Source organism: Micromonospora sp. NPDC049497, assembly GCF_044465805.1.
Lineage (GTDB): Bacteria > Actinomycetota > Actinomycetes > Mycobacteriales > Micromonosporaceae > Micromonospora.
In genome coordinates this window covers 4745-17873 of the sequence record NZ_JBITMC010000011.1, presented here as the reverse complement: position 1 = coordinate 17873, position 13129 = coordinate 4745, and the positions used below count along the sequence as shown (strand labels likewise).

Below are 13129 nucleotides of genomic sequence, written 5' to 3'. Positions count from 1 at the left end.
ACGGTTTGCGTGACCGGTTGTCACCTGACACGATCGACCCGTGCCCAGAGTAAGTCAGGACCAGCTCGACGCGCGCCGCCAGGAGATCCTGGCCGCGGCGCGGGCGTGCTTCGCCCGGCACGGCTACGAGGGCGCCACGGTACGCCGGCTCGAAGAGGCGACCGGCCTGTCCCGGGGCGCGATCTTCCACCACTTCCGCGACAAGGACTCGCTCTTCCTCGCGGTCGCCGAGGACGACGCCGCCGCCATGGTGGAGACGGTCGCCCGCAACGGTCTGGTCCAGGTCATGCGGGACCTGCTGGCCCGGGCGATGTCGCCGGACACCACCGGCTGGCTCGGCAGCCAGTTGGAGGTCTCCCGCCGGCTCCGGACCGACCCGGCGTTCGCCCGGCGGTGGACGGAGCGGTCGGCCGCGATCGCCGAGGCGACCCGGGACCGGTTGGCCCGCCAGCGGGACGCGGGCGTCCTGCGCGAGGACGTACCCATCGCGGTGCTGGCGCAGTTCCTCGAACTCGCCTACGACGGCCTGGTGCTGCACCTCGCGATGGGCCGCCCGGCCGGCGACCTCGGTCCGGTGCTCGACCTCGTCGAGGAGGCGGTCCGCCGTCGCTGACGGCGTACCACGTCTCGGGTTGGTAACTCGGCCTCCGGGCCGGTTCACCGGTGGCGGCGCGGCTCCACAATGAGGCGGCGTTCCTCTTCGTCCGACAGGAGCAGTCATGACCGTCCTCGCCGCCCCGGGCGACACGTGGGGCATCCCCGGTCCCGTCTTCGTCGGCCTCTACCTGCTGGCCGCCGTGGTGGTCGTCGTCGGCACTCTCGTCCACCGGTCCCGGATCCTCTCCGGTCAGCGCGTCCTGGCGGCCGACCAGCTCGGTCCGCAGCAGGCCGCGTACCTCAACGGCGGTGACCTGTTCGCCGTCCTGGCCTCCCTCGGTGGCCTGCGAAGCAGCGGAGTGGTCGGCGTACGCCCCGACCGGCGGCTGGCCGTCGGCGCGCAGTTGCCCACCGGGGTGACGCCTCTGGACCAGGCGGTCTACCACGCCGCCCGGCGCAACCTGCACTCCCGGGAGGTGGTCCGGGACGAGTGGGTCGGCCGCGCCCTCGCGGAGCTGCGGGAGGGTCTCCAGCGGCAGGGTCTCGCGCTCGCCCCGGAGCAGCGCTCCGCCGCCCGGCAAGGGTCGGTGTTGCTGTTCGGCCTGTTGGGGCTCGGCGTGGTCCGGGTCCTCGTCGGGCTGGCCAGCGGTCGGCCGGTCGGGTTCCTGCTGCTCGCGCTCGTCGCCGTGGCCGTCGCGGCGGCCCTGTTGAGGCGGGTGCCGTGGCGCACCCGCGCGGCCGATGCCGTGCTGCGCGACCTGCGCCGCCGCAACGCCCACCTCGCCCCGGCGTCCTCCCCGGCCTACGCCACGTACGGCCCGGCGGGCGCCGCGATGGGCGTGGCCCTCTTCGGTGCCGCGTCACTGTGGGCCCTCGACCCGACCTTCGCCGAGCAGGCCGAGATCCAGCGGCAGGCGGCGAGCGGCGCGGGCGGCTCGTCCGGCTGCGGCGGCGGCAGCTCCTGCAGCGGCGGCTCCGACGGAGGCGGTGGCGGCGGGGGCTGCGGCGGGGGCGGCGGGTGCGGCGGGTGATCGGCCCGTCCGGGGTGGGCATCGGCTGGCGACCGGAGATCGCTGGCTTCGTCGCCGACCTGCCGGGCCTGCGCTTCGTCGAGGTGGTGGCCGAGTCGGTGCCCGCCGGCGGGCCGCTCCCGGACGGGCTGGCGGCCCTGCGGGAGCGGGACGTCACCGTCGTACCGCACGGGGTGCGGCTCTCCCTCGGCGGCGCCGAGCCGGTCGACCCGGCTCGCGTCGCGCACCTCGCTTCGGTGGCGCACCAGGTGGACGCCCCGCTGGTCAGCGAGCACATCGCCTTCGTCCGCGCCGGCGGCCGGGAGGCCGGCCACCTGCTGCCGCTGCCCCGCAGCCGGGCGGCGGTCGACGCGGTCTGCGCCAACGTGGCCCGGGCGCAGGCGCAGCTGCCGGTGCCGATCGCGCTGGAGCCGATCGCGGCGCTCTTCGACTGGCCCGACGACGAGCTGGACGAGGCCGCGTTCCTCACCGAGATCCTCGACCGCACCGGCGCCCTGCTGCTGCTCGACGTGGCCAACGTGTACGCCAACGCGCGCAACCGGGGCACCGACCCGGTCGCCCTGCTCGATCGGCTGCCGCTGGACCGGGTCGCGTACCTGCACGTCGCGGGCGGCTCCGAGCACGGCGGGTTCTACCACGACACGCACACCGACCCGGTCCCGTCGCCGGTGCTCGACCTGCTGGGCGGCCTGTGCGCCCGGCACCGCCCGCCGGCGCTGCTGCTGGAGCGGGACGGGGACTACCCGCCCGCGCCGGAGCTCCGCGCCGAGCTGGACGTTCTCGCCCGGGTGTCCGGGTACCCGGTGGTGACATGAGCGGCGACCTGGCCGCCCGGCAGGCCGAGCTGGTGGCGGCGCTGGTCGCCGGCGAACCGGACCCGTCCGGCTTCGACCCGACGGCGCTGGCTGCCGCCCGGGCCGCCCTGCTGCGCAAACGCGCCGGGGACGTGGCCCGGCACTGGCCGCTGCTCGCCGCCGGTCTGGGTGCCGACTGGTTCCGCACCTTTGCCCGGTGGGCGGCCGGGCGGCCCACCGCCGGATCGCTGCGCGACGGCTGGGACCTGGCCCGGGAGCTGCGCGACCAGGGGACGTTGCCGCCGCTGGGCGCCGAGGAGCTGGCCGTGCGCGAGGCCACCGACCGCTACGACGGGCACCGACCGCCGCGCCACCGCCGACTACCGGCCTGGGGACGCGCCAACGGCGCCGTAGCCGTCCAGTTCGCCGGCCACACACACCTCCTCCGCCCCGCCCCCCGCTAACCCCACCCCCACCCCCTCCCACTCCCCCCACTCCCACTCCCCCACTCCCGCGATCTTGCACTTTCGGTCGCTGCTTCGTCCTTTCTGCCCCTGTTTGACTGGGCAGGAAGTGCATGATCGCGGGGGCGGGGGCGGGGGCGGGGGCGGGGGCGGGGGATGCCGGCACCGGGCGGGTGCGGCAGGATCGACGGCATGGATCTCGGACTGACCGACCGGGTGTACGTCCTGACCGGGGCCTCCCGGGGGCTGGGGTTCGCCACCGCGCGCTGCCTCGTGGACGACGGGGCGAAGGTGGTGCTCTCCGCCCGGGACGCCGACGCGGTGGCCGCCGCCGCGCGGGACCTCGGCGGGCCGGAGCACGCCGTGGGACTCACCGCCGACCTGGCCGACCCGGAGGCACCGGAGCGGCTCGTGGCGGCGGCGCGGCACCACTTCGGCCGGCTCGACGGTGCGCTGGTCTCGGTGGGCGGTCCCCCGGCGGGCACCGCCGCGTCCGTCGACGACGCGCGGTGGCGGGAGTCGTTCGAGACGGTCTTCCTCGGCACCGTCCGCGTCGTACGGACGGTCGCCGGTGTCCTGGCCGAGGGCGACGGCGGCGCGATCGGCCTGGTGCTGTCCACCTCGGCGCGCTCCCCGGTGCCCGGGCTGGGTATCTCCAACGGCCTGCGGCCCGGCCTGGTCGGGGTGGCGAAGGACGTCGCCGACGAGTACGGCCCCCGGGGCGTACGCGTCGTTGGCCTGTTGCCCGGGCGGATCCGGACCGACCGCAGCGAACAGTTGTTCGCCGCCGCGGCCGACCCCGACCAGGCGCGCGCCGAGGCCGAGGCGGGCATCCCGCTGCGGCGGATCGGCGAGCCGGCGGAGTTCGGCGCGGTGGCCGCGTTCGTGCTCTCCCCCGCCGCCGGCTACCTGACCGGGATCACCGTCCCGGTCGACGGTGGCGCACTGCGGAGCCTGTGATGGTCGGGGCGGACCCGGCCCCCGGAAAGCGGCGCCGCGCGGCCGGGGCGTACCCGCGGCCCACCCGCGAGGAGTTGGCCGCGGCGGCGGAGCGGACCCTTCCCGACGTGATCGCGCCCGGTCTGGACGTGCTCTTCGTCGGCATCAACCCCGGCCTGTGGTCGGCCGCGACCGGGTGGCACTTCGCCCGCCCCGGCAACCGGTTCTGGCCGGCGCTGCACCGGGGCGGGTTCACGCCCCGGTTGCTTCACCCCAGCGAGCAGGACCACCTGCCCGGGTACGGCCTGGGGATCACCAACATGGTGGCCCGGGCCAGCGCCCGGGCCGACGAGCTGACCGCCGGTGAGCTGGTCGACGGGGCGCGGATCCTCACCGGAAAGGTGGAGCGGTACCGGCCCCGGTGGGTCGCCGTGGTGGGGGTGACCGCCTACCGCGTCGGGTTCGCCCGGCCGAAGGCGGCCTTCGGCCCGCAGCCGGAGCCGCTCGCCGGTGCCCGGCTCTGGGTCCTGCCGAACCCGAGTGGCCTGAACGCCCACTTCACGCCGGAGACCCTCGGCGCCGCGTTCGGCGAGCTGCGGACGGCCGCCACCGCCGGGTGAGACGCGCGGGCCGACCGTGTGACCGGTCAGTTGGCCGCGGCCGGCGGCAGGGCGTCGTCCGGGATGTACGAGCGCATCGACAGCGTCACCGGCTCCGGGCCGGTCGCGTCGGCGTACGGGGTGGGCGAGTCGGCGACCGCGAACTGGGTGCGGTACAGCTCGGCGTAGAGCCCGCCCACCGCGACCAGCTCGTCGTGCCGGCCCCGCTCGACGATCCGCCCCTCGTCGAGGACGAGGATCTGGTCGGCGTCGCGCACCGTGGAGAGCCGGTGTGCGATGACCAACGCGGTGCGACCGGTCAGTGCCACCGACAGGGCCCGCTGCACCGCCGCCTCGCTCTCCGAGTCGAGGTGGGCGGTCGCCTCGTCGAGGATGACGATCGACGGGGCCTTGAGCAGCAGGCGGGCGATCGCGATGCGCTGCTTCTCGCCGCCGGAGAAGCGGTAGCCCCGCTCGCCGACGGTGGTGTCCAGGCCGTCCGGCAGCGCGCGCACCAGGTCGGCGACCTGCGCGCCCGCGAGCGCCGCCCAGATCTCGTCGTCGGTGGCGTCCGGCTTGGCGTAGCGGAGGTTCTCCGCGATCGTCTCGTGGAACAGGTGCGAGTCCTGGGTGACGACGCCGATCTCGTCGCGCAACGAGTCCAACGTGGCGTCCCGTACGTCGACGCCGCCGACCAGCACCTGCCCGTCGGTCACGTCGTAGATCCGGGAGATCAGCATCGACAGCGTCGACTTGCCGGCGCCGGACGGGCCCACCAGGGCGATCATCTGCCCGGGCTCGACGCCGAACGAGACGCCCTTGAGCACCGGCTCGTTGACCGTACGGTCCAGCGCGGCGACCTCCTCCAGGCTGGCGAGGGAGATCTCGGCGGCGCTCGGGTAGCGGAAGAACACGTCGCGGAACTCGACCCGGCCGCTGCCCCGGGGCACCGGCACGGCGTCCGGCCTCTCCTCGATGCCGGGCCGCAGGTCGAGCACCTCGAAGACCCGGTCGAAGGAGACCAGCGCGCTCATCACGTCCACGCGGACGTTGGACAGCGCGGTGAGCGGGCCGTACAGCCGGGTGAGCAGCAGCGCCAGCGTCACGACCGTGCCGGCGCTGACGTTGCCGGTGACCGCGAGCCAGCCGCCGAGGCCGTAGGTGAGCGCCTGGGCCAGCGACGCGACCAGCAGCATCGCGACGAAGAACGTCCGCGAGTACATCGCGGACTGGATGCCGATGTCACGGACCCGCTCGGCCCGGTCGAAGAACCGGCGGGCCTCGACGTCGGGCCGGCCGAAGAGCTTGACCAGCAGGGCGCCCGCGACGTTGAACCGCTCGGTCATCGTCGCGTTCATCTTCGCGTCGAGGTCGTACGACTCGCGGGTGATCTCGGCGAGCCGCTTGCCGACGCGACGGGCCGGGATGATGAAGATCGGCAGCAGCACCAGCGAGAGGGCGGTGATCTGCCAGGAGAGGGTGAACATCACCGCGGCGGTGAGCACCAGCTGGATGACGTTGCTGACGACCCCGGACAGCGTCGAGGTGAACGCCCGCTGCGCGCCGAGCACGTCGTTGTTGAGCCGGCTGACCAGCGCACCGGTCTGGGTGCGGGTGAAGAACTGCAGCGGCATCCGCTGGACGTGGTCGTAGACGCGGGTGCGCAGGTCGAGGATGATGCCCTCGCCGATGCGGGCCGAATACCACCGCTGGGCCAGTGACAGCAGGGCGTCGGCCACCGCCAGCGCGGCGATGAACAGCGCGAGCCGGACCACCAGCGAGCCGGCCTCGGAGCCGCCCCGGTTGATCCCGTTGATGACGTCACCGGCGAGCACCGGGGTGGCGACACCGATGATCGCGGCCACCACCACCGTCACGAGGAAGACCAGGATGTCGCGGCGGTACGGCTGGGCGAAGGCCACGATCCGCCGGGCGACCCCGCGCTTCAGGCGGTGGGAGGAGATCTCGTCGCGGTTGCGCATCGACCGGAGCATGCTCCAACTGGCCATGCCACCGCCGGACATCGGGTTGGACACACGCACCTCCGGGTGGTCGGGCTGACCGCAGTCGTCAGGTCAATTCTCCCGACCACTGTGACAACCTCGGTCGTAACCCGGATCTTCCCGAACGGTCCTTACTATTCTCCGCGACCGGCCAGATCACGCAGCCGGCGGGTCTGCGCCTCCCGCTCGGCCCGCTGCTGTTCGGCGGCGGACCGACCGGTCGCGCCGGCGATCAGGGCCTTGATCTCCACGACGGCGTCCCGATTACCGGCCAGCAGGCCGGCGGTGAGATCGCGGACGGCGACGTCCAGCTCCGCGGGCGGCACGACCAGGGTGGCCAGGCCGATCCGGTCGGCCTCGGCGGCGTCCATCCGACGGCCGGTCGCACAGATCTCCAGGGCCCGCGAATAGCCGACGAGGTCGACCAGGCGCTTGGTGCCGGCCAGGTCGGGCACCAGCCCGAGCGTGACCTCGGCCATGGAGAACTTGGCGTCCTCGGCGAGGACGCGCAGGTCACAGGCGAGCGCGAGCTGGAAGCCAGCACCGATGGCGTGCCCCTGCACGGCGGCCACCGAGATGACGTCCGGGCGGTGCAGCCAGGTGAAGCCGGCCTGGAACTCGGCGATCCGGTCGGCGCACTCCTGCTCCGGCAGGGTGGCGAGCTCGGCGAAGGAGCCCGGCCCGGAGGCACCGGCCACCGACAGGTCGAGGCCGGCGGAGAACGCCCGCCCCTCGCCGCGGACGACCACCACGCGTACGTCACCCGGAAGATCCCGGGAGAACTCGCTCATCGCCCGCCACATCGCCGGGGTCTGGGCATTGAGCACGTCGGGCCGACACAACGTGACCGTTGCGACCGGCCCGTCGCATTCCAGCCGTACCCCGGTCGCCTCGGCGGTCACCGGGCGGCCCGGGGCGCGGCGCTGGTGGACGACGCTGGTGGGCGGATCACGCCTTCTTGCGGCGCCGGGCGCCGCCGCGCTGCCGCAGCTGCACCCCGGACTCGGTGAGCACCCGGTGGATGAACCCGTAGGATCGTCCGGTCGAGGCGGCGAGCGCCCGGATGCTCTCGCCCGAGGTGTACCGCTTTACCAGGTCCTTGGCGAGCGTCTGACGCTCGGCTCCGACGATCCGGCGACCTTTCTCAGTGCTGGTGGCTGTGCCGGTGGCTGCCATGCTGTGTCCTCACGTCCCAGACTGTGCGGTTCGGATACGGTCCCACCTATTAGACCGTCTCGAACGATCATGCGCCAGATATCAACTCTTCGCCAACCGACACGCTATGCAATGTCAGCTTCCCGATAGCGTGATCCCGCCGACCGGCCCCACCGAGCGCGCCGTCGGCCGTGCGTGCCCCCGGTCCCGCCGGACCGTACGCTCCGCGCATGATCGACCTGCTCGGCACCGCGGCCGGCGCGGCCCTGGTCTTCGCCGCCACCGACATCGACGACATCGTCGTCCTGACGCTGTTCTTCGTCGCCGCCCGCAACACGGGCCGCCCCCGGACCTGGGAGATCGTCGCCGGGCAGTACCTCGGCATCGCCGCGCTCGTCCTGGCCAGCGCGGTCGTCGCGGCCGGGCTGCTGGTGGTCCCCGACCCGTGGACCGGCCTGCTCGGCCTGCTGCCGATCGCGCTGGGCGTCCGCGCGCTGCGGCACTCCGACGACGACGAGGCCCCGGCGGTGGTGACCGGGGCCCTCGGCGTGGCCGGCGTGACGATCGCCAACGGCGCGGACAACGTCGCCGTCTACGTTCCCGTGTTCCGGGCCCTCGGCCCGGCCGACAGCGCGGTCTTCGTGCTCGTGTTCGTCGTACTCGTCGCCCTGTGGTGCGCCGCCGGGGCCTGGCTCGGCAGGCATCCGCGGGTGACCCGGGCGGTCGAGCGGGCCGGCCACTGGCTGGTCCCGGCGATCTTCATCGCCATCGGCGTGGTGATCCTGGTCAGCTCGGGCGTGGTCGGCCACCTGCTCGACCGGGCCGGCTGACCGGCCCGCGACCGGTGGCCGGCGGTCAGGCCAGCTCGACCAGCTCCAGGAGGTCGTCGCTCCAGGCGTCCTCGTCGCCGTCGGGAAGCAGGATGGCCCGGTCCGGCTTGAGCGCCATGACCGCGCCCGGGTCGTGGGTGACCAGCACGATCGCACCGGGGTAGCGGGCGATCGCGTCGAGCACCTGCTCCCGGCTGACCGGGTCGAGGTTGTTCGTGGGCTCGTCGAGCAGCAGGACGTTCGCGCCGGAACAGACCAGGGTGGCCAGCGCCAGCCGGGTCTTCTCCCCACCGGAGAGGACCCCGGCGGGCTTGTCCACGTCCTCGCCGGAGAAGAGGAACGCGCCGAGGATCTTCCGCAGGTCGGTGTCCGTCTGGTCCGAGGCGGCGCTGCGCATGTGCTCCAGGATCGTCCGCTCCACGTCCAGCGTCTCGTGCTCCTGGGCGTAGTAGCCCAGCCGCAGGCCGTGGCCCGGGTGCACCCCGCCGGTGTCCGGCTTCAGCAGGCCACCGAGCATCCGCAGCAGCGTGGTCTTTCCGGCGCCGTTGAGCCCCAGGATCGCCACCCGCGAACCGCGGTCGACCGCGACGTTCACGTCGGTGAAGATCTCCAGCGACCCGTACGACTTCGACAGCCCGGTGGCGGTCAGCGGGGTCTTGCCGCAGGGGGCGGGGTTGGGGAAGCGCACCTTGGCCACCTTGTCGGCGACGCGTACCTCGTCCAGGCCGGCGATCAGCTTCTCGGCCCGACGGGCCATGTTCTGCGCGGCGACCGTCTTGGTGGCCTTGGCCCGCATCTTGTCGGCCTGCGCCATCAGGGCGCCCGCCTTCTTCTCGGCGTTGGCCCGCTCCCGACGGCGGCGGCGCTCGTCGGTCTCGCGGGCCTCCAGGTACGCCTTCCAGCCGAGGTTGTAGACGTCGACCACCGAGCGGGTGGCGTCGAGGAACCAGACCTTGTTGACCACCGACTCCAGCAGCGACCCGTCGTGGGAGATCACGATCAGGCCGCCCCTGTGGTTGGCGAGGAATCCCCGCAACCAGGTGATCGAGTCGGCGTCGAGGTGGTTGGTGGGCTCGTCGAGCAGCAGGATGCCGCCGCCGTTCTCGCCGGCGTCGCGGAACAGGATCCGGGCCAGCTCGATGCGGCGGCGCTGACCGCCGGAGAGGGTGCCGATGGTCTGCGCGAGGGCCCGGTCGGGCAGCCCGAGGTTCGCGCAGATGCGGGCGGCTTCCGCCTCGGCGGCGTACCCGCCGAGGGAGGCGAACTGGTCCTCCAGGGCGCCATAGCGGCGGACCAGCTTGTCGCTGGCGTCCTCGGCGAGCTTGGCCTCGATCTCCTTCATCTGGGCCATGAGCACGTCCAGACCCCGCGCGGAGAGCACCCGGTCCCGGCCGGTGGCCTCCAGGTCGCCGGTGCGCGGGTCCTGCGGGAGATAGCCGATGGCGCTGCGGCGGTCGATCTGGCCCGCGTACGGCTGCCCCTCCCCGGCGAGCACCTTGAGCGTGGTGGTCTTGCCGGCGCCGTTGCGGCCGACCAGGCCGATCCGGTCGCCCGGCTGCACCCGCAGCGTGGTGTCGGACAGCAGGATACGAGCGCCGGCACGGAGCTCCAGGCCGGTGGCAGTGATCATTTCGACGGACTCGCTCTCGGGGTCTGGAAGGGCTGACTCAGGCACGCGAAAGCGCCGGCGGACGCGGTTGGTCCGTCGGCGCGGGGCGGTTCAGCCTTCGCAGAGCAGCACCCGACAAGTGTACCGGGCGCCGCGGCGTCGCCCCGCCGGATTACCAGTCAAGATCATCGGGTACGGAATTCGTCGTCCGGACCCCGTCCGGTACCGCAACCACCACAACTGGACCACACGGGCGATCGGGGTAGATATGGAGCTGAACGAGAATGCACGGATCGACACCAGCCAGGTGGACGACCGGCGCGGGTCGGGCGGAGGCGGCGGGATGGGCGGGATTCCCATTCCCATCGGAGGGGGGCGTGGCGGCATCGTCGGCATCGTCATCGCCGTGCTGGTGGCCCTCGTCGGCGGCGGCTTCGGCCTGAACGCGGCCACCAACGGCGGCGGTGGCGAGCAGGGCGACAACACGTCGCTGGAGCAGACGTGCGCCGCCGAGAACGCGCTCGAGAAGCTCGAATGCCGCAACACCCTCTACGTCAACTCGATCCAGGCGTACTGGCGCACGGCCCTGCCGCAGGCGTTCGGCGAGCAGTACAAGGCCTCCGACACCGTCTTCTTCAGCCAGGGCGTCAACACCGCCTGCGGCCAGGCCGACTCGGGCGTCGGCCCCTTCTACTGCCCGGCGGACTCGCTGGTCTACATCGACCTCACCTTCTACCGGGTGCTCGCCGACCAGCTCGGCGCCGAGGGCGAGTTCGCGCAGCCGTACGTGCTGGCCCACGAGTACGGCCACCACGTGCAGAACCTGCTCGGCACCAACGAGCAGGTGCGTCGCCAGCAGCAGCGGGACCCGGACAACGCCAACGACCTGTCGGTCCGGCTGGAACTCCAGGCCGACTGCTACGCGGGCGCCTGGGCGAAGAACGCCACCGGAACCGCGGACGAGGGCGGTCAGAAGATCTTCACGAGCATCACCGAACAGGACATCCAGCAGGGCGTCGACACTGCCGAGAAGATCGGCGACGACGCCATCTCCGAGCGGGCGAACCGGCCGGTGAACAAGGACGAGTTCACCCACGGCTCGTCGGCGCAGCGCCGCGACTGGTTCACCCGCGGCTACGACAGCGGCGACCCGAAGACCTGCGACACCTTCAAGGGATCCGTCTGAGCGGCCCGCTCTGCGGCGTTAAGAAGGGCCCCCTGTTATGCGGAAAGCGATAACAGGGGGCCCTTCCTTACACCGGGTCGCGGACGAGGACGTGGACGGCGCGGGCGGCGGCGACAGCCGCGACGAGCACCGCGTGCCGGGGTTCCGGTACGTCGAGCAGGCGCTCGGACCGCAGCCCGGCCAGCGGCGCGAGCCGGCGGTCGGCCAGCACCGCGTCGACCGCCCGCCGGTCCCCGCCGCACACCAGCGCGGCGAGCGTTCCGGCCGCCGGCAACAGCAGGCGTACGGCCAGATCGACCGCATCGCCGGTGGCCGCCTTCGCCTGGTTGTCCCGCCGCCGGGCGAACCGCTGCTGCGACCAGCCGCCGGCCGCCGTGCGCCCCTGCACGTAGCGGGTGTCCACCTTGAACACCGTCAGCTCGGTTCCGTCGGCGACCCCGACCGCCACCGCGCCCTTGCGGGCGAGCAGCAGGCCGAGCCGCCGGGGCGAGGTCGCGGCGGCGACGAAGCCGGGCAGGTCGACGGTCGCCGGAGCACCCGGCGGGGTGTGCAGCTCGGCGGTCGCGCCGTCCGGGGCGTCGAGCAGCAGCCCGTACGCCCGGTCGGTCACCGTCGGCGCACCGTGCCGCCCGGCGAACCCCTCCACCCACCGGGCGACGCGCCGCGGTTCCACGTCAATCCACCGCCCGCCACCCGCCGCCGCCCTGGTCCCCATCCCCCGAACCTACGACACCGACCCCCTGCCGGTGTGGCCGGCAACGTCGGGGAAGGTGCTGCCTCCACGCTCCCGGTGACAGCTTCTTCCCCGAAGTTGCGGCCCGGCAGGGTCGGCCCGGCAGGGTCAGCCCGTTAGGAGCATGGTTGCGGCCAGCGTGGCGATGATGGCGCTCGAGAGCAGGGCGGTGATCATACGGCCGCGCCGGCCGGCCAGCACCCGACCGATCAGGGTGCCGCTCCCGGCGATCAGCAGCTGCCAGCTCGCCGAGGCGAGGAAGGCCCCGAGCACGAACGCCGCCGCCAGGGTCGGGTCCGGGTCGGCGGCGTCACTCCGGCCCAGGACGAGCGCCGCGAAGTAGACCACGGTCGCCGGGTTCAGCAGGGTCAGGGCGAGCACACCGGCGAACGCACGCGGCGCGGTGTCCAGGCCGCGACGCTGCACGGCCCGCACCGGGCGGGGACGGAGGGCCAGCCAGGCGGTGTGCGCGGCGAGACCGAGCAGCACCAGCGCCGCCAGCACCCGCAGCGGGCCGGCGACCGGGGCGATCGTCACGGCCAGGGCCGCCCCACCGAGCGCCGCCGCCGCGGCGTACAGGCCGTCGGCCGTGGCGACGCCGAGCGCGGCGGCCGCACCCACCCGGAACGACGTCCGCGCGGCCAGACCCATGACGAGCACGGCGATGGCACCGACCGGGATCGCGACGCCGTACCCGGCGACCATCCCGGCCAGGAACGCCGCCGTCACGACGGCGGGCGGCGCGTCGGGGCGGACGTCGGAGCGGTCCGCTGTCGGCGCGCGGCGGTGGCCGCACGGACAGGGACCTGCTTCGGGTACGCCTCGATCACGCAGCCATCCTCGGGCACGCGGCCGGCGCGGGCCACCGGATTTGGCACCCTTCCCTCGTCCACCGGCCCTTCCATCCGACTCTCCCCCGGCGCCGCCCGACATGACCCACTCGACGTCATTGATGGCGCGGCATCCAGCTCTCCACGACACCCCGATATCAGTGACCTCGAGTCGATCAAGGGGTCGGGGCGAGGAACCGGCGAGTGCGGCCCGAGGGCGAGGGCCGAGGACCCAGAGACGCGGGGGGGGGGGGCCCCCCCGCCCCGGGGGGCCCCCGCCCCGGGGCCCCCCCCCCCGGGGGGGCGCGGGGGGGGCGCGGGTGACCCCCCCCGGGGGGGGGGGGTTGCGGGCGCCCCCG

14 protein-coding genes are annotated in these 13129 nt (G+C 73.8%); 8 read left to right on the top strand and 6 right to left on the bottom strand.

Going from position 1 to position 13129, the window contains the following annotated elements:
• Nucleotides 1-40: 40 nt before the first annotated feature.
• The 6 genes from ACIBR0_RS16750 (at nucleotide 41) to mug (ending at nucleotide 4445) form a co-directional block, all read left to right on the top strand.
• The gene (locus ACIBR0_RS16750; RefSeq protein WP_396716458.1) at nucleotides 41-613 is read left to right on the top strand and encodes a TetR/AcrR family transcriptional regulator; all 573 of its coding nucleotides are present in this window, start codon (nucleotides 41-43) and stop codon (nucleotides 611-613) included.
• Nucleotides 614-719: 106 nt separating this feature from the next.
• A complete protein-coding gene (locus ACIBR0_RS16745; RefSeq protein ID WP_396716456.1) occupies nucleotides 720-1628 on the top strand; it encodes a TIGR04222 domain-containing membrane protein in 909 nt (302 codons plus the stop codon).
• The gene (locus tag ACIBR0_RS16740; protein ID WP_396716454.1) at nucleotides 1625-2443 is read left to right on the top strand and encodes a DUF692 domain-containing protein; all 819 of its coding nucleotides are present in this window, start codon (nucleotides 1625-1627) and stop codon (nucleotides 2441-2443) included. The genes ACIBR0_RS16745 and ACIBR0_RS16740 overlap by 4 nt, the downstream gene beginning before the upstream one ends.
• Complete coding sequence (locus ACIBR0_RS16735; RefSeq protein ID WP_396716452.1) at nucleotides 2440-2886, top strand: hypothetical protein; 447 nt, start codon at nucleotides 2440-2442, stop codon at nucleotides 2884-2886. Before ACIBR0_RS16740 ends, ACIBR0_RS16735 begins: the two co-directional genes overlap by 4 nt.
• Before the next feature lie 192 nt (nucleotides 2887-3078).
• Nucleotides 3079-3846: an SDR family oxidoreductase gene (locus ACIBR0_RS16730; protein ID WP_396716450.1), complete on the top strand. Its 768-nt coding sequence runs from the start codon at nucleotides 3079-3081 to the stop codon at nucleotides 3844-3846.
• Nucleotides 3846-4445, top strand: coding sequence for a G/U mismatch-specific DNA glycosylase (mug, locus tag ACIBR0_RS16725; protein ID WP_396716448.1), 600 nt, complete (start codon nucleotides 3846-3848; stop codon nucleotides 4443-4445). Before ACIBR0_RS16730 ends, mug begins: the two co-directional genes overlap by 1 nt.
• Before the next feature lie 26 nt (nucleotides 4446-4471).
• Here mug and ACIBR0_RS16720 read toward each other — a convergent pair whose 3' ends face one another.
• The 3 genes from ACIBR0_RS16720 to ACIBR0_RS16710 all read right to left on the bottom strand — a co-directional run bounded on the left by ACIBR0_RS16720 (nucleotide 4472) and on the right by ACIBR0_RS16710 (nucleotide 7603).
• Complete coding sequence (locus tag ACIBR0_RS16720) at nucleotides 4472-6448, bottom strand: ABC transporter ATP-binding protein (protein WP_396716729.1); 1977 nt, start codon at nucleotides 6446-6448, stop codon at nucleotides 4472-4474.
• Between the two features lie 113 nt (nucleotides 6449-6561).
• Nucleotides 6562-7329 carry an enoyl-CoA hydratase/isomerase family protein gene (locus ACIBR0_RS16715; RefSeq protein WP_396716446.1) on the bottom strand — a complete coding sequence of 256 codons (768 nt, stop codon included), beginning with the start codon at nucleotides 7327-7329 and terminating at the stop codon, nucleotides 6562-6564.
• A 46-nt stretch (nucleotides 7330-7375) separates the two neighbouring features.
• Nucleotides 7376-7603 carry a helix-turn-helix domain-containing protein gene (locus ACIBR0_RS16710; RefSeq protein ID WP_007462679.1) on the bottom strand — a complete coding sequence of 76 codons (228 nt, stop codon included), beginning with the start codon at nucleotides 7601-7603 and terminating at the stop codon, nucleotides 7376-7378.
• A 209-nt stretch (nucleotides 7604-7812) separates the two neighbouring features.
• Between ACIBR0_RS16710 and ACIBR0_RS16705 the strand changes: the two genes are divergently transcribed.
• Nucleotides 7813-8412: a cadmium resistance transporter gene (locus ACIBR0_RS16705; RefSeq protein WP_396716444.1), complete on the top strand. Its 600-nt coding sequence runs from the start codon at nucleotides 7813-7815 to the stop codon at nucleotides 8410-8412.
• Between the two features lie 25 nt (nucleotides 8413-8437).
• Here ACIBR0_RS16705 and ACIBR0_RS16700 read toward each other — a convergent pair whose 3' ends face one another.
• Nucleotides 8438-10042 (bottom strand): ABC-F family ATP-binding cassette domain-containing protein, encoded by a 1605-nt coding sequence (locus ACIBR0_RS16700; RefSeq protein ID WP_396716442.1) that lies wholly within the window; start codon nucleotides 10040-10042, stop codon nucleotides 8438-8440.
• Nucleotides 10043-10289: 247 nt separating this feature from the next.
• On the opposite strand from ACIBR0_RS16700, the gene ACIBR0_RS16695 reads away from it, so the two are divergent.
• Nucleotides 10290-11207 carry a neutral zinc metallopeptidase gene (locus ACIBR0_RS16695; RefSeq protein ID WP_396716440.1) on the top strand — a complete coding sequence of 306 codons (918 nt, stop codon included), beginning with the start codon at nucleotides 10290-10292 and terminating at the stop codon, nucleotides 11205-11207.
• Nucleotides 11208-11274: 67 nt separating this feature from the next.
• Here the strand turns inward: ACIBR0_RS16695 and ACIBR0_RS16690 are convergent, their stop codons facing one another.
• Entirely contained in the window at nucleotides 11275-11922 is a 648-nt protein-coding gene (locus ACIBR0_RS16690; protein ID WP_396716438.1) for an acVLRF1 family peptidyl-tRNA hydrolase, read from the bottom strand.
• A gap of 126 nt (nucleotides 11923-12048) precedes the next feature.
• Entirely contained in the window at nucleotides 12049-12645 is a 597-nt protein-coding gene (locus ACIBR0_RS16685; RefSeq protein WP_396716727.1) for a LysE family transporter, read from the bottom strand.
• Nucleotides 12646-13129: the final 484 nt, after the last annotated feature.

Coding starts and splice junctions, on each gene's coding strand:
- ACIBR0_RS16745 (WP_396716456.1), top strand. CDS start 720: ATGACCGTCCTCGCCGCCCCGGGCGACACGTGGGGCATCCCCGGTCCC.
- ACIBR0_RS16735 (WP_396716452.1), top strand. CDS start 2,440: ATGAGCGGCGACCTGGCCGCCCGGCAGGCCGAGCTGGTGGCGGCGCTG.
- ACIBR0_RS16730 (WP_396716450.1), top strand. CDS start 3,079: ATGGATCTCGGACTGACCGACCGGGTGTACGTCCTGACCGGGGCCTCC.
- mug (WP_396716448.1), top strand. CDS start 3,846: ATGGTCGGGGCGGACCCGGCCCCCGGAAAGCGGCGCCGCGCGGCCGGG.
- ACIBR0_RS16720 (WP_396716729.1), bottom strand. CDS start 6,448: ATGTCCGGCGGTGGCATGGCCAGTTGGAGCATGCTCCGGTCGATGCGC.
- ACIBR0_RS16710 (WP_007462679.1), bottom strand. CDS start 7,603: ATGGCAGCCACCGGCACAGCCACCAGCACTGAGAAAGGTCGCCGGATC.
- ACIBR0_RS16705 (WP_396716444.1), top strand. CDS start 7,813: ATGATCGACCTGCTCGGCACCGCGGCCGGCGCGGCCCTGGTCTTCGCC.
- ACIBR0_RS16700 (WP_396716442.1), bottom strand. CDS start 10,042: ATGATCACTGCCACCGGCCTGGAGCTCCGTGCCGGCGCTCGTATCCTG.
- ACIBR0_RS16695 (WP_396716440.1), top strand. CDS start 10,290: ATGGAGCTGAACGAGAATGCACGGATCGACACCAGCCAGGTGGACGAC.
- ACIBR0_RS16690 (WP_396716438.1), bottom strand. CDS start 11,922: ATGGGGACCAGGGCGGCGGCGGGTGGCGGGCGGTGGATTGACGTGGAA.
- ACIBR0_RS16685 (WP_396716727.1), bottom strand. CDS start 12,645: ATGGTCGCCGGGTACGGCGTCGCGATCCCGGTCGGTGCCATCGCCGTG.